Raw genomic sequence first — 23120 nt, forward strand, 5'->3', positions numbered from 1 at the left:
CGCGCGCACGCGCCTCGACGACGCGCAAAGAGCAACCCCTGCAAGGAGATCGCATGAAAACCACCACTCTCATCGCCGGCGCACTCGCATTGCTGCCGCTCGCCGCCGCGGCCCAGGACGTGACCTGGACGGTCATCGCCGGCGAAGACTTCCGCGTGCCGATGCCGCCGTTGCAGACCAACAGCAGTCGCAGCATGGACGCGCTGTACCTCGCGCACGCGGGCGGCGACCGTTGGGGCTTCTGGCAAAGCGGCCCGGATGTGGATCGCGGCCTGTGGTCGCGGCGCAACGGCGCGCTCGTGCGCTACATGCAGTTCAATGCGACCGGTGCGACCGGCCCCGGACGGGCCGGAACGAACCACGTGTTCGTCGAGCGCTACTCCGGCTACGAGGACGTCGCCGCCGACGGCAGCCGCGTCTTTCTCGCGCGTGCCGGAGATCCGGCCGTCGCGGCGACCTTGAGCAACGGCGTGTGGTCGTGGGTCGGCGGCGCCAATCGCGAGATCGCGCGCGCGGTCGAACCCGGCACGCTCGGCCCGGGCCTCGGTCCCGGCTGGTACATCCATGGCAGTTCCGGCTTCAACCAGATCCGCGCGCTGCCGATCGGCGCGGCGATGGTCGACGCGACCGTCGTGGCGCCGAACACGTCGCAGCAGGACGTGATTTTCAAGCACACGCCGCAGGGCGGCAACGTGCCGTGCGCGCTGTCGAATTCGGCCGATGCCGCGTTGTCGCCCGGCATCACGGCCGGCGACACGTTCGCGCGCTGGTCGAGCAATACCCGCGTGCGCACGGTCGACGCACAAGGACGCATCTATGGCCTGCTCACGGTCAGCGGTTCGCGCGTAGGCATCTTCGAACTGTGCAACGGTGCGCCGCGCGCGCTGGCGGTCGACGAGGAAACCGGCGCGCGCGGTCCGGGGCTCGCGAGCCCCAACGGCACGTTCATCGACTTCTACAACGGCGCGCTGCACGGCGGCAACGGCACGTTCCATTTCGTCGCGACCGCGCGCGAGGCGCCGGGCGGTTCGTCGGTCAACGGCATCTTCCGCAACGACGGCACGCGCAATCGTCCGCTCGCCCTGTCGGGCGACACCGGCCTGCTGTCGCCGCACTGGGCGGGTTCGGTGTTCATGACGTTCAACGAAGACACGCTCGACGCGTCGGGCCGCTATATCGTTTTCGGCGCGAGCGTCAACGCGGGCGGGCAGAGCATCTCGGGCGTGTTCCGCGCCGGCGGCTCGAACGGTCCGCAGCCGGTCGCGCTCGCCGGTACGCTCGAATACAACCCCGGTCCGGGTCTGACGTGGACGTCGTTCTACGACCGCACGGTTTTCGCGAACGGCGACATCGTCATGCTCGCGCGCTCGTCGGATTCCGTCACCGCGCTGTGGCTGTTCCAGGAAGGCAGGCCGGCGCGCAAGATTCTCGCGCCGGGCCAGGCGTTCACACTGCCGACGTCGACGGGTCCGGTGCAGGCGACGATCAATTCGATCGAGCTGCCGAATTCCGGCGGTTACGGCGCGCAGTACGCGAGCAGCCGCGACGGCTGGGCGTCGCCGGACGGTACGGTTCTCGTGCGCACCACCGTCAACGGCTACGACGTGTGGCTGACCGCGAAACCGAGCGATCCGAGCGACCATGTGTTCAAGGACGGCTTCGGCGGCTGATGCCGGGGCCGACAAGGACGTCGATCCCTGCGACGAGGCCGCCGCGAGGCGGCCTCGCTATACGATGCTACAGACGCGCGTCGACCGGCTCGCTCTCGAGCGCGAGCACGCCGAACACGCATTCGTGCACGCGGTACAGCGGTTCGCGTTCGACGAAGCGATGCAACGCTTCCACGCCGAGCGCGAATTCGCGTGCCGCGAGCGAGCGCTTCGCGCCGAGGCCGCGCGAGCGTAGCCGTTCCAGATTGCGCGGCAGCAGATACTCCGGCCCGTAGATGATGCGCAGGTATTCGCGGCCGCGGCACTTGATCGCCGGCTGTACGACGCCGCGCGTGCCGCGCACGACTGCCGCCACCGGCTTGACGACCATGCCTTCGCCGCCCGCGTCCGTCAGCGCGCGCCACCACGCGGTTGCCGCATCGAGGCTGTCGTCGTCCGCCAGATCGACGTAGCGATGACGCGTCGCGTGCAGCAGTTTCGGATCGGCCGCGCACAGGCGCGCGAGCGTATCCATCTGCCAGCGATGGTCGCGTACGAGGCCGACGGCGCCTTCGTAGGCAAGAATATGGAAAGGTGCAATCTTGTAGTCGTCGATGCCGTCGACCCGCCAGCAATAGCGCCGGTACGCGTCGACATAACGCGCGAGCGCGTCGCGCTTGCTCGCGGCGGCGTCGTGCAGCGCGGTCGCGTCGGGCACGCGCCGCATCGCGCGCGCCAGCCATTCCTGCGCCGTCGTCAACGCCGCATTGCCGGCAGCGCCGGTCGGCGCGTACTGCTGCCGCAACAGCTCCTGGGCTTTCGCCGACCACGGCATCAGTTCGGTGTCGAGCACGATCCAGTTCGTGCCGAGTTCGTCCCACAGGCCCGACGCGTCGAGCGCCGCGTCGATGCGATCGAGCAGCGCGCGTTCGATCGCGCCGTCGTCGAAGAAGCGCCGGCCGCTGCGCGTGTGAATCACGCCGCGTCCGTCGCCGGCAATACCGAAGCGCTGTCGCGCGGCGGACTCGTCGCGACACAGCACGATCACGGCGCGCGAACCCATGTGCTTTTCCTGGCACACGACGTCGCCGACGCCTTCGTTGCGGTAGTACGCGAACGCCTCGAGCGGACGTTCCAGCGCGTCGCCGTCGCTCGCCGCGGCCGGCGGCGCCATCGTCGGCGGCAGGTAGACGAGCCAGCGCGGGTCGATCGCGAAGCGGCTCATCACTTCGAGCGCCGCGCCGGCGTTTTCCTCGCGCACGGTCACGGTGTGCGCGAGCCGCGTCGCGATCACGCGCTTGCCCGCGACGTCGGCGATGTCGAGCAGCAGCGCGTCGCGCGCCGGCGGTGCGGCTGCGGCGAGCGGCCTGATCGGCTCGTACCAGGTTTTCAGCGCCGGCACCGACACGAGTTCGCGCTCGGGCCAGCGCAGCGCCGTGAGCTTGCCGCCGAACACGCAGCCGGTGTCGATGCAGATCGTGCGGTTGATCCACTCGGCTTCCGGCACCGGCGTATGGCCGTAGACGACCGATGCGCCGCCGCGATAGTCGCGCGCCCATTCGTAGCGCACGGGCAGGCCGTACTCGTCGATCTCGCCGGTCGATTCGCCGTACAGCGCGAACTGCCGCACCGCGCCGGAGCCGCGGCCCTGCATCGATTCCTTCATGCCCGCGTGCGCCACGACGAGCCGGCCGTCGTCGAGCACGTAGTGGCTCACCAGGCCGTCGACGAAGGTTGCCACGTCGCGCCTGAACGCGTCGGTTTCTTTTTCCAGTTGTTGCAAGGTTTCGGCGAGGCCGTGGGTGATCTGCACGTCGCGGCCGTTCAACTTGCGCATCAGCTTCACGTCGTGGTTGCCCGGTACGCACAGCGCCGTGCCGTCGGCGACCATGCGCATCGCGAGCCTGAGCACGCCCGGCGAATCGGGACCGCGGTCCACGAGGTCGCCGAGAAAGATCGCGCGGCGGCCGTCCGGTGCGGACACCTGCGGCGCGTCGCGCGTGCCGCCGAGCGTGTAGCCGAGTTCGCGCAGCAGCGCGCACAGCTCGTCGTAGCAGCCGTGCACGTCGCCGATGATGTCGAACGGGCCGTGTTCGTCGCGTTTGTCGTTCCACAACCGTTCGCGCGCGATTTCGACCGCATCGACGTCCGCGACCGAGCGCAGCACCGTGACGTTGCGAAAACCTTCCTTCGCGAGGCCGCGCAGCGAACGATGCATCGCCTGCGTCTGCTGCCGCACGACGTGCGGACCGAACGCGCGGTCGGCGCGCTGCGCATTGCGGTCGTGGCAAACGCTCTCGGGCAGGTCGAACACGAGCGCGACCGGCAGCACGTGATGCTCGCGCGCGAGCGCGACGAGATGCTTGCGATCCTCCGCGCGCACGTTCGTCGCGTCGACGACCGTGAGTTTGCCGGCGGCCAGACGCTTGGCCGCGATGTAATGCAGCACGTCGAACGCGTCGGCCGTCGCCGACTGGTCGTTCTCGTCGTCGCGCACCCAGCCGCGGCAGGCGTCCGACGACAGGATCTCCGTTGCGCGGAAGTGCCGGCGGGCGAAGCTCGACTTGCCGCTGCCCGACGCACCCACCAGCACGACGAGCGACAACGCGGGGATCCGTACGATCATCGTGTGAACACTCCCATCTGCGTAGGCGGTCCGAGCGCGGCGTCTTCCTCGCCGACCGGCAGGAATTCGACGCGATAGCCGTGGCGCGCGGCGGCGCCCTCGGCCCAGGCGCGAAACTCGGCGCGCGTCCATTCGAAGCGATGATCGGGATGGCGCATGCGGCCCGCCGGCAGCGTTTCGAACTTGGCGTTGTATTCGACGTTCGGCGTCGTCAGCACGATCGTGCGCGGCTGCGCGTGCTCGAACAGCACGCGTTCGAACGCATCGAGGCGCGACGCGTCGATATGCTCGATCACCTCGATCGCGCACGCGGCGTCGAAGCCGGCGAACCGCGCGTCGCGATACGTCAGAGAGCCGTGCACGAGTTCGATGCGCGCGCGCTTCAAAGGCGCGAGGCGGTCGAGCTTCAATCGCTCGGCCGCGCGTTCGAGCACGAGCGGCGAAACGTCGGCGCCGACGATGCGCGCAAAGCGCGCGTCGTCGAGCAGGCGGCCGAGCAGACGTCCTTCGCCGCAGCCGAGATCGAGCACGCTCGTCGCGCCGGCCGCGCGGAGCGCCGCGACGACGGCGTTCATGCGCTGATCGTTGAGGCTCAGCGGCCGTTCGATGCGCGCCTCGGATTCCTCGCGCGCGATTTCCGCGGTTTCGACGTCGTCCTCGTCGACGTCGATCAGCCGCGCGAGCGCCGCGCGGGCGAGCGAACGGCGCTTCTTGAGATAGCGCAGCGCGATCCACTCGCGTTCCGGATGCGCCGGCAGCCATGCCGCGGCCTTGTCGACGAGTTTGTCGACCTCGTCGTCGCCGACGTAGTAGTGCTTGTCGCCGTCGAGCGCCGGCAGCAGCACGTACAGATGACGCAGGAGTTCGGACAGGCGCACGGTGCCGGAAAGTTTCAGACGGTAATAGTCGCTTTCGCCCCATTCGGGAAACTGCGCGTCGAGCGGCAGGCGTTCGACGTCGACCGCGTAGCCGAGCGGCTCGAAGCAGCGGCGGATCATGTCCTCGCCGGCGCGGCAGCGCAGCACCGGCACCTGCGCGTCGAGCGCGATGGCGCTCGCGGCGAGTTCGGGGCGCGACTTGCTGTCGCCGTTCAACGCCGTGCCGAACACGCGCGACAGCGCGACCGACAGGAACGACGAAGCGACGTACGGGCGGTCGTTGACGTACTGCGACAGCGGTCCGCCGCCGTCGCCGCGACCGCGCACGAGCGCGATCGGATCGACCTCGACGAGCAGCGCGGCTTCGCAATAGTCGGCGTCGGCGTGCGGATAGAACACATGCGCCTCGCCGAACGCGAGGTCGAACGTCTGCAGGCGGTCGGGGTGCTTGGCGAGCAGAAATCCAAGGTCGGTCGCGGGTGGATGGCGGGTGGCTATGCTCAGCAGCATCGCGCGAATTCCGGAATGCAAGACGCCGAGTATCGCAGGCGTCGCGTCCGCGATTCCAATGCGGCGCCGCAACGCGGCAGCGTCCCCGACAAGCACCTGCGGCCTGCGCCGCGATCGCGCAGCGCGCTTGACGCCGCGTCAAGCGCGCGGGCCTCGCGCACCGGACAAGCCTGCGATTGTAGCGGCGCCGAAGTCGGCGACAATGCGCCATCCCCTGGTTGCCCCGACGAACGGCGCGCGACGCGACGCCGCCGACGCTTCGTCGCCGATAGGAGTTTGCGCATGCGTATCGAATCCGCCACCGCCGCGTCGTCCGCGCCCGGCGTGCCGTCCGGTTTTCAATGGCAGGAGTCGTGGATCAAGCTGCTCGCGCCGATGCGCGGCGAGGGTCGCGCGCCGGTCGCGCTCGACGCCGCGGCGCTCGTCGCCGACATCCCGCTCAGCCATGCGAGGAAGTCGTGGTGGCGCGACGCCGACGCGCCGGCGCGCACGCTGAAGCTGCCCGACGGCGTCGCGTTCGACGGCGTTGCCGGCGAATTCGCCGAGTGGACCTGGGAGGAACGCAAGAGCGCGCTGACCGCCGATGCGCTGCGCTCGCGCGACGCGTTGTTCTGGCTGCGCACCTTCGTCGCGTGCATCGAAGAAAACAACTACCCCGAACCGTGGAGCGAAGTGTCCGGCGACTGGGCGATCGATGCGGCGACCGCGCAGTTCGGCGTCGCGTTCGCCGCGCCGCGCTGGCTCGCGGCCGTGCTCGCGCATGCGGCCGACGCTTCCGAGATGGCGAGGCTGCTGGAGCATCGCCGGGTGGGGCATCGCCGCCTGCGCGAACACCTCGCCGCCGCGAGCGACGCCGACTACGCCGCCGCGCTCGCGGCCGTCGCGCCGCTGCGCGGTGCCGGGCGCTGGGCGACCACGCTGCTCGCGTATGTGTTTCCGAACGAGCGCGATCTGCTCGACGCCGCGCTCGCCGACCTGCCGACCGTCGCGCGTGCCGCCGCGCGCCACACGCGCTGGCTGCTCAACTGCGCGCTGACGGTCGACGAGGCCGATTTCCTGATTCGCGAGCGCGGCGTCGGCTACGCCGAGCTCGGACTCGGCTATCTGCTCAACTACGTTCGTCTGCATCGCGACGCGGCGCTGCCGCTCGTCGGTCGCGCGATGGCGGCGGTGCAGGGCGGCGAAGAGGTCGCGCGCCGCATCGCGCTTCTGGCGACGTTCGACAACGAGGCCGCGCTCGCGACGCTCGTCGCGCACGCCGGCGTCGTCGCCGCGCAGTCGACGCTCGCGGCGATGCTCGACGCCATGCCCGAGGCGGGGCTGCGCCTGCTAGCCGAACGCGTGCTCGCACAGCGAGACGCCGCGACCGAGACGCTGTTCGCGCGCCACGCCGCGGCGCACCGCGATCTGCTCGCCGCGCTGCTCGATGCCGCCGATGCCGCCGACCGCGCGCGTCTCGAATCGATACTCAAGCCGTCCGGCGCGCTGTCGCCCGAGGCCGACGCGGCGAGCCTGCCCGAAGTGCTGCGCGATCCGCCGTGGCTGCGCGCCAAGCCGAAGAAGACGAAGACCGCGCCGGCGGAACCGGTCGCGGCGATCGCCGAAGCGGCGATGGCGTGGGATGCCGGCCAGCGCGCGGCGTGGGCGAAGCTGCCGTCGTGGAGCGACTGGGACGACGAGGATTTCACCGCGAGCGACGCGCCGTACGCGCCCAAGCGCCTGAACTGGATGCTGCACCGCTTCGGTTTCGACGACGCCGGCATCGCGCAGCTCGAACGCGGCGAAACCGCCGCGTCGACGAACGCGCGCCACGAAGCGCGCGACCCGAATCCGCTCGCGCAGATGCCGGCGACGATCGCCGGGGCCGTGTGGCGCAGCCTGCCCGCGGCGTCGTGGAGCGACTACTTCGTGGGCGGATTCCGGCGCCTGCTCGCGCGCGACGAACTCGCGCAGCTGCCCGCGCTCGTGCGTTTCGCGACCGAGCGCCCCGCGCTGGGCCTGCCGCTGTGCATGCCGTTCGCCTGTTCCGACGTCGCGCCGATTGCGGCGCTGCTGCTGCGCGGCGGTTCGGGCGCGAACAAGCGTCACGCGCAGCGCTGGCTGCGCAAGCATCTCGACGTCGCCGCGCGCGCGCTCGTGCCGCAGTCGCAGGCAACCGAGGCGCGGCTGCGCAGCGACGCCGAGTTCGCGCTGCGCATGCTCGTCGCGCTGCCTGACGGTGCCGCACGCCTGCGCGCCGCCGTCGCGCCGCTCGGCGACGCGGGCGCGGCGCAGCTCGAACGCGTGCTGTCGTTCGATCCGCTGGCGCTGTTCCCGGCACGCCTGCCGACGCTGCCCGACTTCTGGCGCCCGTCGCTTCTCGCGCGACCGCGACTGGCCGACGGACGCCAGCTGCCGCTCGCGGCGGTCGAGACGCTCGGCACGATGCTCGCGTTCGACAAGCCCGACCGGCCGTACGTCGGTCTGGATCAGGTGCGCGCCGCATGCGATCCGGCGTCGCTCGGCGCGTTCGCGTGGGATCTGTTCGACGCATGGCAGCGCGCCGGCACGCCGAGCAAGGAGCAATGGGCGTTCTTCGCGCTCGCCACGCTCGGCGACGACGCGACCGCGCGCCGGCTCGCCGCGCGCATCCGCGAATGGCCGGCCGAAGGCGGCTTCTCGCGTGCGGTCGTCGGTCTCGACGTGTTGATGCGCATGGGCAACGACATGGCGCTCGCGCTGCTGCACGGCATGGCGCAAAAAATGAAATCGAAGAGTTTGCAGCAACGTGCACAAGGCAAGCTCGATGCGCTGGCCGAACAGCGCGGCCTGTCGCCGGCCGAACTCGAAGATCGCGTCGTGCCGACGTTCGGGCTCGACGCGGCCGGCGGTCTCGATCTCGACTTCGGCCCGCGCCGCTTCCGCGTCGTGTTCGACGAACAGCTGCGCCCCTGCGTGCTCGACGAGGCCGGCAAGCGCATCAAGGATCTGCCCAAGCCCGGTGCGAAGGACGACGCCGCGCTCGCGACCGCCGCGAGCGAGCGGTTCAAGCAACTGAAGAAAGACGTGCGCACGGTCGCGGCGATCCAGATCAAGCGCCTGGAAGCGGCGATGTGCGGCGAGCGGCGCTGGAGCGCCGGCGATTTCCGCACGCTCGTCGCGGGCCACCCGCTGCTCGGCCATCTCGCGCGGCGCCTGTTGTGGACCGCGATCGACGAGAACGGCGCGGCGCAGGCGTTCCGCATCGCCGAGGACGCGAGTTTCGCCGACGCGAACGACGATGCGTTCGTGCTGCCCGACGACGCCGAAGTCGCTTTGCCGCATCCGCTGACGCTCGACGCGGCGGTGCTCGCCGCGTTCGGCCAGGTGTTCGCCGACTACGAAATCCTGCAGCCGTTCGCACAGCTTGGCCGGGAAACGTTCGTGCTGTCCGATGCCGAGGGTGCGCAGCAGCCGCTCGCGCGCTGGAACGGTCGCACGATCGAGGCGGTGCGCCTGCTCGGCCTGGAAAGCCGCGGCTGGCGCCGCGGCCCGGTCGAGGACGGCCCGCGCATCAACTGTTTCGAGCGCGACCTGCCGAACGGCACGTCGCTGCAGCTCGACTTCTCGCCGGGTATCGAACCGTACGACGTTCGTGGCTCGGAGCCGCAGACGCTCGACGGCGTCTGGGCGACGCGCGATCGACAGCGCGTCGGCGTGGCGGAACTCGGTCGCGTCTGGGCGAGCGAGATCGTGCGCGACATCGAATCCCTGTTGTAGCCGCCTGCTACGATCGCCGTTCGGATCAGCGTCGGGGACCGCCATGCGGCGTTTCGAGTTCGTCGAGGGATCGTCGAGCAAGTTCTGGGAAATCGAGCAGACCGACGCCGCGGTGACGGTGCGCTACGGGCGCATCGGCGCCGCGGGTACGGCGCAGACGAAGACGCACGCCGACGCCGCGAAGGCGCGTGTCGAAGCCGACAAGCTCGTGCGCGAGAAAGTCGCGAAGGGCTATGTCGAACAAGGCGTCGCCGCCGGCGCGACGGTTGCCGCCGCCATGCCGAAGCCCGCGCCGGCATCCGCCGCGGTGCCGTCGCCCGTGGCGAAACCCGCCGACGCGAACGTTTTCGAACCGCCCGGCGCGCTGCGCTGGACCGCCGCGTGGCGCAGGCTGCTGCCGGACTGGAACGCGCCGCCCGCCATGCCCGACTGGCTGACGCACGACCGCGAGACGATGCTCGCCGACGAGCCGTTGACCGGTACGCGCTTCGCGAATTTCTACGGCGATACGCGCACGCCGCCGTTGCCGGTGATCGAGCCCGACGCGGTGCCGGCGAAACTGACGCCCGCCGCGCTCGCGAGCGCGAGTCTCGACGACTGGACGCGCCTCATGGCCACCGCCGCCCAATGGGGCGTGTATCCGAAGACGTCGCATCCGCACGGCGGCATCGCGCTGTACTGGGTCGTGCGACTGTGTGCGCTGTGGGCCGGCGCGTCGACGGCGATCGAGGCGTATTTGCGCCAGTTCTGCGGGCCGCCGGGGGCCGGGCATATTCCGGACTACTGGCTCAACCGCGATCTCGGCCTGGGTCTTGCCGATGCGCGCGCGCTCGTCGCCTCGCTCGACGACGCGGCACACGGGCGCATGCACGCGCGGCTCGTCGAATTCGCCGCGAGCGGGCCGCAGCAGGCGTTCGTCGCCGCGGCGCTGTCGCCGCGTTCGGCCGATCTGATCGATACGGCGCTGGCGGCATTTGTCCACAATACGCAGTACGCGTGGACGCTGCTGCTCGGCTGCGCGCTGTCGCCGGCGCAGATCGAAACGGTGTTCGCGCATCCGCAGCTGTGGCTTGCGATGAACCGTGACGACGCGGTGCGGCTGGCGCTTCTTGCCGCGCAACTGCCGCCCGAACGCGCGTACGCGGCGCTCGACCGGCTGCTCGACGTGGCGCAGTCGACCGAAGCGCGCGCCGCGCTGGCAAAGGTGATCCGCGCGCACGACAACGCCGCCGCGATGCGGTTGTTCGTGAAGCACGCCGCGCGCAAGGAGATGCGCGCGCAGCTCGACGAATTCGCGCAGGCGTGGCCGGCGCTCGCGATCGCGAGCGCGGCCGAACTCGGCGACGATCTCGACAAGACCGCGCGGCAGTGGCTCGTCGGGTTCGCGAACGGCTATCCGCAAGACCTCGCGCGCGCGCGCGAACGCGTCGGCGACGCCGGCCGCGCGGTGCTCGACGGTCTGCGCAGGCGCGCCGACGTCGAAGACGCGCCGCTCGACGCGATACCCGCCGTGCTGCGCGATCCGCCATGGCTCAAGCCGCGCGCGGAACGCAAGCCGCCTGCCGTCGAACTGGCGCGATACGACGCGGCGCCCGAACTCGTCTGGCCGCCCGGGCTCCAGGCGCGCTGGCGCGCGCGCTGCGGCGACGACGCCGCGGCGCACGCGCCGTGGGTGGCGCGGCATGCGAAAGGCGAGGCGCTCGCGCAATGGCTGCTCGGCGAATTCCGCCTGCCGCCGGAATGGCTGGCGCGGCTCGAAGCCGGCGAAACGCCGGCGTTCGACGATCGCGCCCACGCGAGCTTTTCGATCGGGCTGCTGCTGGCGCTGCCCGGTACCGCCGGCGCGACGCTGTGGACGTGGTCCGATCCCGCGCGCTGGTACGACTACACCGACTGCAAGCCGGGCCTCGCCGCGCGCTGGGGCCTTGCGTTCCTGCCGGGACTTTTGCGCTTTGTGCAGAATGATCCAGTCGAAGGATTGACGCTCGCGCTGCCGTTTCGCGCGGCGGCGCTCGCGCCGGTCGCCGCCGACGCGCTGCGCAATACGCGCCGCGCGCGCAACGCCGCGCAGACATGGCTGCTCGCGCACGCGGCGCTCGCCTGCGCCGCGCTGCTGCCCGTTGCGCTGCGCGACGACGCGGCCGGCCAAGACGCGCAGTTCGCGCTGCGCTGGCTCGCGCGCAACGGCCGCGCGGCGGAACTCGACGACGGCGCGGCGCGCCACGGCGACGCCGGCCGCGCGGCGCTCGCGCACGTACTCGCATTCGACGCGTCGAGCCTGTTCCCGACGCGACTGCCGAAACTGCCGGGCCTGTGGACGCCGCGCAGCTTCGCGCGCCCGCAGCTCGCATCCGGCGGCGCGTTGCCGGAAAGCTGTCTCGACGCGCTCGGCACCATGCTCGCGTTTTCGACGCTCGAGGCGCCGTATGCCGGTATCGCGCAAGTGCGCGACGCGTGCACGCCGTCGTCGCTCGCGGCGTTCGCGTGGGATCTGTTCGAAGCGTGGATCGCGGCCGGCGCGCCGAGCAAGGAATCGTGGGCGTTCACGGCGCTCGCCGCCATCGGCGGCGACGATGCGGCGCGGCGACTGGCGCCGCTGATTCGCGCCTGGCCCGGCGAAGGCGGCCACGCGCGCGCGGTGCTCGGTCTGGACGTGCTCGCGGGCATCGGCAGCGATGTGGCGCTGATGCACTTGAACGGCATCGCGCAGAAGGTGAAGTTCAAGGCGCTGCAGCAGCACGCGCGCGACCGCATCGGCACGATCGCCGACGCGCGCGGCCTGACGAGCGAAGCGCTCGCCGACCGGCTCGTGCCCGATCTGGGCCTGGACGCCGACGGCAGCCTCGCGCTCGACTTCGGTCCGCGCGCGTTTCGCGTCGGCTTCGACGAGGCGCTCAAACCGTTCGTGCGAGACGAAGACGGCGCGCGCCTGAAAGACCTGCCGAAACCGAACCAGGGCGACGACGCCGCGCTCGCGAACGAGGCGACCGAGCGCTGGAAGGCGCTCAAGAAAGACGCGCGCGCGCTCGCGGCGCTGCAGCTGCAGCGGTTCGAACGCGCGATGGTCGAACGGCGCCACTGGTCGGCCGACGAATTCCGCCTGTTCCTGCTCGGCCATCCGCTGCTCGTGCATCTCGTCCGGCGATTGCTGTGGACGGCCACGCGCGATGGTGCGCGCGTGGCGAGTTTCCGCGTGGCCGAGGACGCCTCGTTCGCCGACGAGAACGACGACGCCTGGGAGTTGCCGGGCGACGTGCGCGTGCGCCTCGCGCATCCGCTCGAACTCGATGCGGCGACGGCCGCGGCGTTCGCGCAGGTGTTCGCCGATTACGAAATCGTGCAGCCGTTCCGCCAGATCGGCCGCGAAACCCATGCGCTGACCGCCGAGGAGGCGCTGGCGTCGACGCTTGCGCGGTTCGAAGGCCGCAGGATCGCGACCGGCAGCGTGCTCGGCCTCGAACACCGCGGCTGGCGCCGCGGCAGCCCGCAGGACGCCGGCTGGATCGGCGAGATGACGCGCGAACTGCCGGACGAACTCGACGCGGAGCTCGCCCTCGATCCCGGCATGTCGGCGGGCGACATCACGATGGAGCCGGTGCAGCGCCTCGCAAAGCTCACGCTGCGCCGCCGCGGCAGCTGGAACGACGACGGTTTCGTCGCGTTCGGTACGCTCGATGCGATCGTCGCGAGCGAACTGCTGCGCGACGTCGATCTCCTCACGCAGATTCCGTAACGGCAGGAAGCCGCATGATCGAAACAGAAAATTTGGAAGAATATTCAGTGACGACGCCCGGTTCGCACGATCCGCCCGGCGTGTTCCGGCGCACGGCCGCGTGGCGCAAGCTGTTGCCGGACTGGGAGGCGAAGCCCCCGAAGATCAAGCTCGACCGCGATGCGCTGCTTGCGGCCGAGCCGCTGTCGCGCGCGAACATCGACACGTACGATGCCGCGCGGCGCCGGTCGCCGCTGCCGCCGCTGACGTGGGACGAAGTGCGTGCGCGACTCACGCCCGACGCGCTCGTCGCGGCCGACCCCGACGCCTGGACGCGCCTCTTCGTCACCGCGGCGAAATGGGCGACGTATCCGCCGCGCGAGCGCGACGGCCATCGGCTCGCGCTCGACTGGGCCGTGCCGTTCTGCGCGTCGTGGGCCGGTGTCGAGACGGCCCTCGAGGCGTATGCGCGCCTGTATACCCCGATCGACAACCGCTCGTTCATGCGAGCGGACCGCCTGTGCCGCGACTGCGGCGACGGCATCGACGAACTGCGCGACCTGATCGCGACGCTCGACGCGCAAACGACGCAGCGTGTGCGCGAGCGCCTTGCGCAGCTGTCGGCGCACGGCGGTCTCGCGGCGGTAGTCGCAGCCGCGCTGCTGCCGCGCGACTCGGCGCTGATCGGCGCGGCGCTCGCGGCGTTCGAGAGCGGTCCGCTCGATGCGGCGTGGCAGGCGCTGCTGCGCTGCGACCTGTCGGTGGCGCAGGCGTCGCGCGTGCTCGCGCAGCCGTCGCGCTGGTACGCGCTCGATCGCGAGGCCGCGCTGCGACTCGCGCTGCACGCGGTGCGGCTGCCGGCGCCTCAGGCCGAAGCCGCGCTCGATCGCGTGCTCGAAGAGACGCAGCACGGCGAACGCGTGGCGGTCGCAAGGCTCGTGCGCGCCCTCGACAGCGCGACGGCGATGCGATTGTTGCTCAAGCACCGCAGGCAGACGTTCGGCAACGAGATACGCAACCTGCTCGACGATTTCGCCAAGACGTGGCCGGTGTTCGCGATCGCGACGGCGGCGCCGGTTTCCGGCATGGACGACGCGGCGCGCGAATGGCTTGCCGGTTTCGTTGCCGGGTATCGGGACGAGGCGCTGATCGCGCGCGAACGCGTCGACGACGCCCCACGCGCGGTGCTCGACGCGCTCGTTCCGTCCGACGCCGTGCCGCTCGTCGAAGCGCCGCTGGCCGCGGTGCCCGCGGTGCTGCGCGATCCGCCGTGGCTGCGGCCCGCGGCCGGACGCGCCGCCCCGGCGCGCCGGCTCGACGCGCTCGACGTGCCGCCCCGGGTCGTCTGGCCGGAGGGCCTCGAAGCGCGCTGGCGCGCGCATCGCGTCGAACCCGCGCGCGCGGCGCCCGGCCGGTCGCCGGCCGAGACCGTGCTCGGCGAATTTCTGCTCTCGCCGGACCGGCTGGAGCGTCTCGCGGCCGGCGAGGCGCCGCCGCACGACGACCTGTCGACGCGCGGCAAATGGCCGGAACAATTGCTGACGCTCCCCGACGCCGCCGGCGCGACGTTGTGGGCGTGGGCGAACCCCGCGAACTGGTACGACCGTCACCGCCGGCTCGAAGCCGTTGCCGCGCGCTACGGCGTCGCGTTCGTGCCGGGACTCCTGCGCTACGCGCAAGTGCACTTGCCGGAAGCGCTGCAGCTCGCGCTGCCGTTTCGCGCCGCGCCGGTCGCGCCGCTCGCCGCGAACGCCTTGCGCACATCGCGCAAGGCGCGCACCGCCGCGCAGGCATGGCTGTTCGCGCACGCGTCGCTCGCCGCGACCGCGCTGCTGCCGGCCGCGCAGCGCGGCGGCAAGGTCGCGCTCGATGCGCAGTTCGCGTTGCGCTGGCTCGCGCGCAACGGTCGCGCCGACGAACTCGCGCAGGGCGCCGCGTTGCATGGCGATGCCGGACGTCTCGCGCTCGACGACGTGCTCGGTTTCGATCCGCTGTCGCTGTTCCCGGCGAAGCTGCCGGCGCTCCCCGGGTTCTGGATGCCGCGCGCGTTCGCGCGACCGCTGCTCGCCGACGGTCGCGCGCTGCCGGCGGCGTGCCTCGACGCGCTCGGCACGATGCTCGCGTTTTCGACGCAAGACGCGCCCTACGCGGGCATCGACGACGTGCGCGCGGCATGCACGCCCGCCTCGCTGGCGGCGTTCGCGTGGGATCTGTTCGAAGCGTGGCTCGCGGCGGGTGCGCCGAGCAAGGAAGGTTGGGCGTTCGCGGCGCTCGGCGCGCTCGGCGGCGACGAGGCCGCGCGCCGGCTCGCGCCGCTGATTCGCGCGTGGCCCGGCGAGAACGCGAACGCGCGCGCCGTCGCCGGCCTCGACGTGCTGGCGGCGATCGGCAGCGACGTGGCGCTGATGCATCTGAACGGCATCGCGCAGCGGGTGAAGTTCAAGGCGCTGCAGCAGCAGGCACGCACGCGCATCGCGACGATCGCCGATGCGCGCGGCCTGACCTGCGACGAACTTGCCGACCGCGTCGTGCCCGATCTCGGCCTCGACGACCACGGCGACCTCGCGCTCGACTTCGGCCCGCGCGAGTTCCGGGTGGGCTTCGACGAAGAACTCAAACCTTTCGTGCGCGACGCGAACGGCGCGCGCCTGAAAGATCTGCCGAAGCCGAATCGCGACGACGACGCCGAGCGCTCGCGCGCGGCGACGGATCGCTACAAAGCGCTCAAGAAGGACGCCCGCGCGCTCGCGTCGTTGCAGATCCGGCGCTTCGAGCGCGCGATGGTCGAGCGCCGGCGCTGGTCGCGCGAAGCGTTCGACCTGTTCCTGCTCGGCCATCCGCTGCTCAAGCATCTCGTGCGGCGTCTGCTGTGGGGCGCGTATCGCGACGACGCGCTCGTCCTGCCGTTTCGCGTTGCCGAGGATGCGTCGTTCGCCGATGCGCACGACGGCGCGATCGACCTGCCGTCCGAAGTTGCGATAGGGATCGTGCATCCGCTCGAACTCGATGCGGCGGCGCTCGCCGCGTTCGGTCAGCTGTTCGCCGACTACGAGATCGCGCAACCGTTTCGACAGCTCGGCCGCGAAACGCATCGTCTGACCGACGCGGAGTCGCGCGCATCGGCGATCGGGCGCTACGCCGGCCGCCGCGTCGCGAGCAGCAGCGCGATCGGCCTGGAACATCGCGGCTGGCGTCGCGACGATCCGTCGGACGGCGGCTACATCGGCGCGATCGTGCGCGAACTGCCGGGCGACCTCGTTGCGGCGGTCGCGCTCGACCCGGGCCTGTACGCAGGCTACGTCGATGCGACCGCGCAGACGCTCGGTGCGCTGACGCTGCGGCGCGCCGGCGCGTGGTATACGCATACGTGGAACAATCAGGACGGGGTCGCGTTCGACACGCTCGACCCGATCGTCGCGAGCGAGATGCTGCGCGATCTCGACGGCCTGCCGATGCTCGGAGACACCGCATGAAGAACAAGGAATCCGCGACCCAGCGCCCGCCGGTCGAGCTGCTGCACGCCGACGAACTCGCCCGGCTGCGCAAGTCCGACAAGGACCCGCGACCGCCCGGCTGGCAGCTGTCGCTGCGCGCGGTGCGGCGTTTTATTCTTGGGGACAACGGTAAAACGCCGCCGAAGCTTGTCGTGCCGGCGTCGCTCGTCGATCGCGCGATGGTCACGCTCGCGAGCAATCGCGCGCTGTTGCTCGTCGGCGAGCCCGGCACGGCCAAGTCGCTCCTGTCCGAACTCCTCGCCGCGGCGATCAGCGGCGACAGCACGCTGACGATCCAGGGCGGCGCGGCGACGACCGAGGACCAGATCAAGTACGCGTGGAACTATGCGCTCCTGCTCAACGAAGGCCCGTCGCCGCGCGCGCTGGTGCCGGCGCCGCTGTACAGCGGCATGCAGGGCGGACGTCTCGTGCGCTTCGAGGAAATCACGCGCTGTCCGCCCGAGGTGCAGGATTCGCTGCTGAGCGTGTTGTCCGAGCGCGTGCTGATGGTGCCCGAACTCGCCGGCGACGACGGCCGGGTGTTCGCGCAGGCCGGCTTCAATCTCATCGCGACGGCGAACACGCGCGATCGCGGCGTCAACGAAATGTCGAGCGCGCTGAAGCGCCGGTTCGCGTTCGAGACCGTGTTTCCGATCGCCGACCTCGACGCCGAACTCGATCTCGTGCGCCGCGAATCGGCGCGCCTGCTCGCCACGTCGGGCGTGCCGCACGCGCCGCCGGACGACGTGCTCGAAGTGCTCGTTGCGAGCTTTCGCGAACTGCGCAACGGCGTCGACGGCGACGGCGGCGGCATGGAACGCCTCGCGAGCGTGCTGTCGACGGCCGAGGCGGTGAGCGTCGCGTACGCGGTGGGCCTGCGCGGCTACTACCTGCGCGGCGACCGCGGCGACGCCGGCGACATCGTGGAGGCGCTGGCCGGCACCGCGGTCAAGGACAACGCCGACGATCTGAAAAAAGTGCGGCGGTATCTGGAGCAGCGCGTCGCGCGGCGCGAAGGCGCGCAGTGGCGCGCGTTCTACGAGGCGAGGCACCGCCTGCCGGCATGAGCGTCGAGATCGTCGGCGTACGGCACTACAGCCCGGCGTGCGCGCGCCTCGTCGCCGCGCGCATCGCGGCGCTGCGTCCGCGTCACGTCCTGATCGAGGGGCCGAGCGACTTCAACGCGCGCATCGACGAACTCGCGCTGCCGCATCGCCTGCCGATCGCGTTGTACAGCTACTACGCGAGCGACGAGGCCACGCATCACTGCTACGCGCCGTTCGTCGAGTTTTCGCCGGAATGGGCCGCGCTCGTCGCCGGCCGCGAGGTCGGCGCACACGTGCGTTTCGTCGACCTGCCGTACCACGCGCGCGCCTGGCGCGGCGAATCGCAGCGCTACGACGTCGCGGCGTGGCGAGGCCGCGACCGCTACGCGCGCGCGCAGGCGAGCCTCGCCGCGCGCTGCGGCGTCGACGGCGACGACGCGCTGTGGGATCACCTGTTCGAGCGCGGTGCCGATCCCGTCGATCTGCAGAAGCAGCTTTCTACCTATTTCCACGAATTGCGCGGCGACGACGCCGGCGACCCGGCCGACGATGCGCGCGAGGCGTTCATGGCGCGCTACGTCGCGTGGGCCGCCGCGCAGGGGTGCGACGTCGTCGTCGTTTGCGGCGGCTGGCACGAGCCCGCGATCGAGCGCCTGTGGCCGTCGATCGGCGAGGTCGTCGACGAACCGTCGCTTGCGCCGGACGCGTCGATAGCGCGCCACGGCAGCTTTCTCGTGCCGTATGCCGACCGGCGGCTCGACGCGCTCTCGGGCTACGGCGCCGGCATGCCGTCGCCGCAGTACTACCGCTGGCTGTGGCGGCACGGCGCCGAACACGCGGCGCAGGCGGCGGTGCGCGCGGTCGTGGCGCGGCTGCGCGCGAAGAAACAATCCGTGTCGACCGCGAGCCTCGTCGCCGCGCAGCAGCGCATCGACGGGCTTGCGCGCCTGCGCGGTCACGCCGCGCCGCTGCGCTGCGACGTGCTCGACGGACTCGCCGACGCGCTCGTCGACGGCGCGCTGGACGCGCCGCTGCCGTGGACGGCACGCGAACGCCTGCGCGGCGACGTCGATCCGCGGCTGCGCGAGGCGCTGCTCGCGCTGACCGGCGAGCACGAAGGCCTGCTCGACGGTGCGACGCCGCAGCCGCCGCTCGTCGCCGACGTCGCGCGCCTGTTGGCGCTCAACGATCTGGAACCCGGCGCGCGCACGCGCGAGTTCGCGCTCGACCGGCGCGACACGAACGACGCGTCCCGTGCGATCGTGCTGTGGCGATTGCACCTGTTGCGCATCAGCGGCTACACGCTCGACGGCGTCGACGCGCCCGGTGCCGCGCGCGGTCTCGCGCCGGATCTTGCGTATCTCGAACGCTGGCGCGTGCGACGAACCGACGCGGCCGTCGCCGAGCTGATCGAGGCGGGCGCCTGGGGGCCCGACCTCGCGACCGCCGCGCGCGAACGGTTGTCCGAACGGCTCGCGGCGACCGGCGATCCCGCACGATTGGCCGACGGCGTCGTCGACGCCGTGCGCGCGGGCTTTGCGGATCTCGGTACTCGTACGCTCGGCGCGCTCGACGCCGCGCTCGCGCGCAGCCACGATCACGGCGCGCTCGCGGCGGCGGGCCTGCGGCTCGCGTCGCTGGCCGAACAGGGCTTCTGGCGCGAATCGCTGGCCGCGCCGCTCGCGCCGCTCCTGACCGCGCTGCTCGCGCGGCTGACGTGGCTCGTCGAAGGCATCGCCGGCGCGCAGGCGCCGGCCGACGCGGCCGACATCGACGCGGTCCGCTGCATCGAGCGCGTGACGCGCGGCGACCTGCCGGTCGATGCGCATGCGGCATCGGCCGCGCTCGCGCTGCTGCGCCGGCGCAGCGGCGACACCGACGCGCCGCCGGCCTTGCGCGGCGCGGCGTTCGGCCTGCTCTGGCGCCGTCGCGCGCAAGTGGCGCAGCACGACGTCGGCGCCGCCGCGCGCGCGATGCCGAACGCGACGACGCTCGGCGACTTTCTGTCGGGCCTGTTCGCGCTCGCGCGCGAAGACGTCGTCGCGTCGGCCGAACTCGTCGCGGCGCTCGACCGCGGCTTCGTCGCGCTCGGCGACGACGAGTTTCTCGTCGCGCTGCCGGCGCTGCGGCAGGCGTTCGCCTGGTTTCCGCCCCGCGAGCGCGGCGAGCTCGCCGCCACCGTCGCGCGCCTGCACGGGGCCGGCGCGGGCACGGCGCACGCATTGACCGCGCGGCTGCCGGTGGACGTCGACGCGATCGGCCGCGCGCGCGAACTCGAGCGCGACGTCGACGCGGTGCTCGCGCGTTACGGCCTCGCGCGCACGGAGATCGGCGCATGACGACGACACCGCTGCAGCGCTGGCGATTGCTGCTCGGCGAGGCCGCCGAGCAGGCGTGCGGCGGCCTTGGCGGTTCCGCGGGCGCCGACGGCGGCGGCGATGCGAGCGACGGCGATCTCGCGGCGATGGACCGGGCGCTGGCGTGGCTCTACGGCCGCGACGAAGAACAGCGCGGCCGCCATCAGCACGAGCGCGCCGCCGGCCTCGGCGCCAGCACGCTGACCGTGCCGGAGTGGGTCAACGCGGTGCACACGCTGTTTCCGAAGGAGACGATCGAGCGGCTCGAACGCGACGCGGTCGAGCGCTATCGCATCGACGAGATCGTCACGAACCGCGACGTGCTCGAACGGCTGCGGCCGAATCCGGCGCTGCTCAAAGCCGTGCTCCGCTCCAAGCATCTGATGAATCCCGACGTGCTGGCGCTCGCCCGCGCGCTCGTCGCCGAGGTCGTGCGGCAGCTGATCGAAGCGCTCGCGACGCAACTGACGCAGGCGTTCGCCGGCGTGCGCAACCGGCGCCGCCGCACGCGCGTGGCGAACTCGCGCAATTTCGACGCGGCGGCGACGCTGCGCGCGAACCTGAAACATTACGATCCGTCCACAAAGAAACTATTTCTGCGCAACCCGCTGTTCAACACGCGCAGCACGCGTGCGATCGAACGCTGGCAGCTCGTGCTGCTGGTCGACCAGAGCGGCAGCATGCTCGGCAGCGTGATCCACACGGCGGTGACGGCCGCATGCCTGTACGGCTTGCCGGGCATCCGCACGCATCTCGTCGCGTTCGACACGAACGTCGTCGACCTGACCGGCGAAATCGACGATCCGGTCGAGACGCTGATGCGCGTGCAGCTCGGCGGCGGCACCGACATCGCGCGCGCGATGCAGTACGCGGCCGAGCTGATCGAGACGCCGCGCCGGGCGATCGTCGTGCTCGTGAGCGACCTGTACGAAGGCGGCTCGCCGTCGCACCTGCTCGCGCTGACGCAGTCGCTGGTCGCGCAGGGCACGCGCGTGCTCGCGCTCGCGGCGCTCGACGAGGCGGCCGAGCCCGCGTTCGACCGCGCGCTCGGCGCGCAGATGGTCGAACGCGGCGCCGAAGTCGGCGCGATGACGCCGGGCGAACTCGCCGCGTGGCTCGCGCAGAAACTGCGCCGATGAGAACCGATCTTCTCGCGCTCGGTTCCGAGGCGCTGACGCAGCTGTCGAACGCGGGCCTGTACAAGCGCGCGCAGCGCGAGTTCGACGGCGGCTACCGGCCCGAACTGCGCGTCGCCGACGACGGCGCCGTGCACGGCCGCTACGCCGACGGCGTCGAAGCGAGCCTGCCGGCCGGCGCGAGCCTGCGCGAAGGCCGCTGCACCTGCGGCGCGGCGGGCATCTGCCGGCATCGCCTCGCGCTGGTGCTCGCGTATCAGTCGCACGCGAGCGCCGCGTCGGCGACGCCCGCGCCACCGGCCGATCCGTCGTCGATCGACGAGGCGGCGCTCGTCGCGAGCCTGCCGCGCGCAATCGTCGAGGCGGCGCGCCGGCTGACGGCGCGCGGGCTCGTCGTCGACGTCGAGCGCGCGAGCGCGGCCGATCCGATCGCGACCGCGCGCCTGCCGACGGCGACCGTGCGCTTTCTCGCCGGCGCCGACCTCGCGTTCGCGCGCTGCGACTGCGCGCTCGGCGAGCGCTGCGAACATGTGGTTCTGGCCGTGCGCGCGTTTCGCCTCGCGGCCGAACGCGATGCCGGCGCGCCGCGCGCGCGCGTGGAACTCGGCGCGCGCGACGATGCGACCGCGGAACAGTGGCCCGCCGTCGATGCGCTCGTCGCGCTCGTCGTCGAGCGCGGTGTCGCGGCCGGCGCCGCGACGCACGCCGCGGCGCTGACGGCGGCGTTCGACGAGGCACGCGAACGCCGCGCGACCTGGCTGACGTTCGCGCTCGAAGCGCTGCAGGAATGGCTGCACGGATTCGATGCGCGCAGCGCGCGCTATCGCACCGAGGACGGCATCGCGCTCGTCGCCGAACTCGCCGCGCGCACGCGCGCCGCGAGCGGCGCGGGTGCGTTGTCGCGCCGCGACGTGCTCGGCGTCGACGAGCCGATGGAAAGCGAGCTCGGACGCACGCGGCTCGTGTCGCTCGGCGCGCGCGTGCAGGTCGACGGCGGCACGCGCGTGGCGCGCGTCGCGCTGATCGATCCCGACACCGGCACGCGCCTCGTCGTGCGGCACGAAAGCACCGTCGCGGCCGAGGCGGCGCCCGGCGCGATCGAACGATTGCGGGTCGCGCCGGGCGTCGCGCTCGGTGCGCTCGCGCGCGGACAGATCGTCGCGACCACGCTGCGCCGTCGCGCGAACGGCGAGCTGAAGATCGGCGCGACCTGGGGCGGCCGGCTGTCGCTGACGCCGCAGAACGGCGACTGGCGCACGCTGCCGGCCGCCGCGGTCATCCGCGATCTGGCCGCGTGGCGCGACGCCGAGCGCGAAGCCGCGCCGGGCGTGCTGCGTCCGCGTCACGGCCTGGCCGACTTCCGTGTGATCGCGCTCGACACGGTGCGCGACGTCGCCTACGACCCGGTGGAGCAATGCCTGACCGCGTGGTGCGAAGACGCCGCCGGCAATGCGTTCGCGCTCGTGCGCGAGCACGACGGCGCGGCGCCCGGCGCGCTCGACGCGCTGTACGCGGCGCTGACCGGCGCAGACGGAGCGCCGCGATTCGTCGCGGGTCCGCTGCGTCGCGACGGGGCATTCGTGCGTGTCGATCCGTGGTCGGTCGCGACGACGACGCGGCTATGCGTGCCGGATACCGAGAACGCGACCGGCGCGCTGGCGGCAGCGCCGGTCGGACGCCTGCCGCGCGCGCACGATCCGCTCGCAAGTGTGCTGCACGACGCGGCGCTCGTGTTGGCCGAGGCGCTGCATCGCGGCCTGCGCGACGCGGGCGAGGGTTGGCGCGAACGCGCGGGCGGCGCGGCGGCGAAACTGGACGCCGTCGGCTTCGCGACGCTCGCCGCCGGTATAGGCGCGGCCGCGCGCGGCGAGCGTCGCGCGATCGCGGACCATTGCCTGCGGCTAAAGTCGCTGGTCGAGCGCCTGTGACGACCGCGGCCGCACGGCCGCGACCGTTTCGCGCTGCGCGACGGCC

General features: G+C 72.0%; 10 protein-coding genes. 8 read left to right on the forward strand and 2 right to left on the reverse strand.

Annotated features, from left to right (window positions below):
- Nucleotides 1–53 precede the first annotated feature (53 nt).
- Entirely contained in the window at nucleotides 54–1670 is a 1617-nt protein-coding gene (locus OD750_RS12580) for a hypothetical protein (protein WP_263545581.1), read from the forward strand.
- A gap of 67 nt (nucleotides 1671–1737) precedes the next feature.
- Here the strand turns inward: OD750_RS12580 and OD750_RS12585 are convergent, their stop codons facing one another.
- Together OD750_RS12585 and OD750_RS12590 are read right to left on the reverse strand one after the other, a co-directional pair.
- Complete coding sequence (locus OD750_RS12585; RefSeq protein WP_263545582.1) at nucleotides 1738–4275, reverse strand: polynucleotide kinase-phosphatase; 2538 nt, start codon at nucleotides 4273–4275, stop codon at nucleotides 1738–1740.
- Nucleotides 4272–5663, reverse strand: a complete 1392-nt coding sequence (locus tag OD750_RS12590) for a 3' terminal RNA ribose 2'-O-methyltransferase Hen1 (RefSeq protein WP_263545583.1) — start codon at nucleotides 5661–5663, stop codon at nucleotides 4272–4274. The genes OD750_RS12585 and OD750_RS12590 overlap by 4 nt, the downstream gene beginning before the upstream one ends.
- Before the next feature lie 282 nt (nucleotides 5664–5945).
- Between OD750_RS12590 and OD750_RS12595 the strand changes: the two genes are divergently transcribed.
- From OD750_RS12595 to OD750_RS12625, 7 genes are read left to right on the forward strand one after another with little or no spacing between them, the layout of a single operon-like run.
- Complete coding sequence (locus OD750_RS12595) at nucleotides 5946–9401, forward strand: DUF4132 domain-containing protein (protein ID WP_263545584.1); 3456 nt, start codon at nucleotides 5946–5948, stop codon at nucleotides 9399–9401.
- Nucleotides 9402–9444: 43 nt separating this feature from the next.
- Complete coding sequence (locus OD750_RS12600; protein WP_263545585.1) at nucleotides 9445–13134, forward strand: DUF4132 domain-containing protein; 3690 nt, start codon at nucleotides 9445–9447, stop codon at nucleotides 13132–13134.
- A 14-nt stretch (nucleotides 13135–13148) separates the two neighbouring features.
- Nucleotides 13149–16586 (forward strand): DUF4132 domain-containing protein, encoded by a 3438-nt coding sequence (locus tag OD750_RS12605; protein ID WP_263545586.1) that lies wholly within the window; start codon nucleotides 13149–13151, stop codon nucleotides 16584–16586.
- Nucleotides 16583–17674 (forward strand): ATP-binding protein, encoded by a 1092-nt coding sequence (locus OD750_RS12610; RefSeq protein ID WP_263545587.1) that lies wholly within the window; start codon nucleotides 16583–16585, stop codon nucleotides 17672–17674. The genes OD750_RS12605 and OD750_RS12610 overlap by 4 nt, the downstream gene beginning before the upstream one ends.
- On the forward strand, nucleotides 17671–19992 hold the full coding sequence (locus OD750_RS12615; RefSeq protein ID WP_263545588.1) for a DUF5682 family protein: 2322 nt from the start codon (nucleotides 17671–17673) through the stop codon (nucleotides 19990–19992). Before OD750_RS12610 ends, OD750_RS12615 begins: the two co-directional genes overlap by 4 nt.
- Nucleotides 19989–21149, forward strand: coding sequence for a VWA domain-containing protein (locus tag OD750_RS12620; RefSeq protein WP_263545589.1), 1161 nt, complete (start codon nucleotides 19989–19991; stop codon nucleotides 21147–21149). The genes OD750_RS12615 and OD750_RS12620 overlap by 4 nt, the downstream gene beginning before the upstream one ends.
- Entirely contained in the window at nucleotides 21146–23074 is a 1929-nt protein-coding gene (locus tag OD750_RS12625) for an SWIM zinc finger family protein (RefSeq protein ID WP_263545590.1), read from the forward strand. The genes OD750_RS12620 and OD750_RS12625 overlap by 4 nt, the downstream gene beginning before the upstream one ends.
- Nucleotides 23075–23120 lie beyond the last annotated feature (46 nt).

The sequence above is a fragment of the Tahibacter soli genome, from assembly GCF_025717065.2.
Taxonomy (GTDB): Bacteria; Pseudomonadota; Gammaproteobacteria; order Xanthomonadales; family Rhodanobacteraceae; genus Tahibacter; species Tahibacter soli.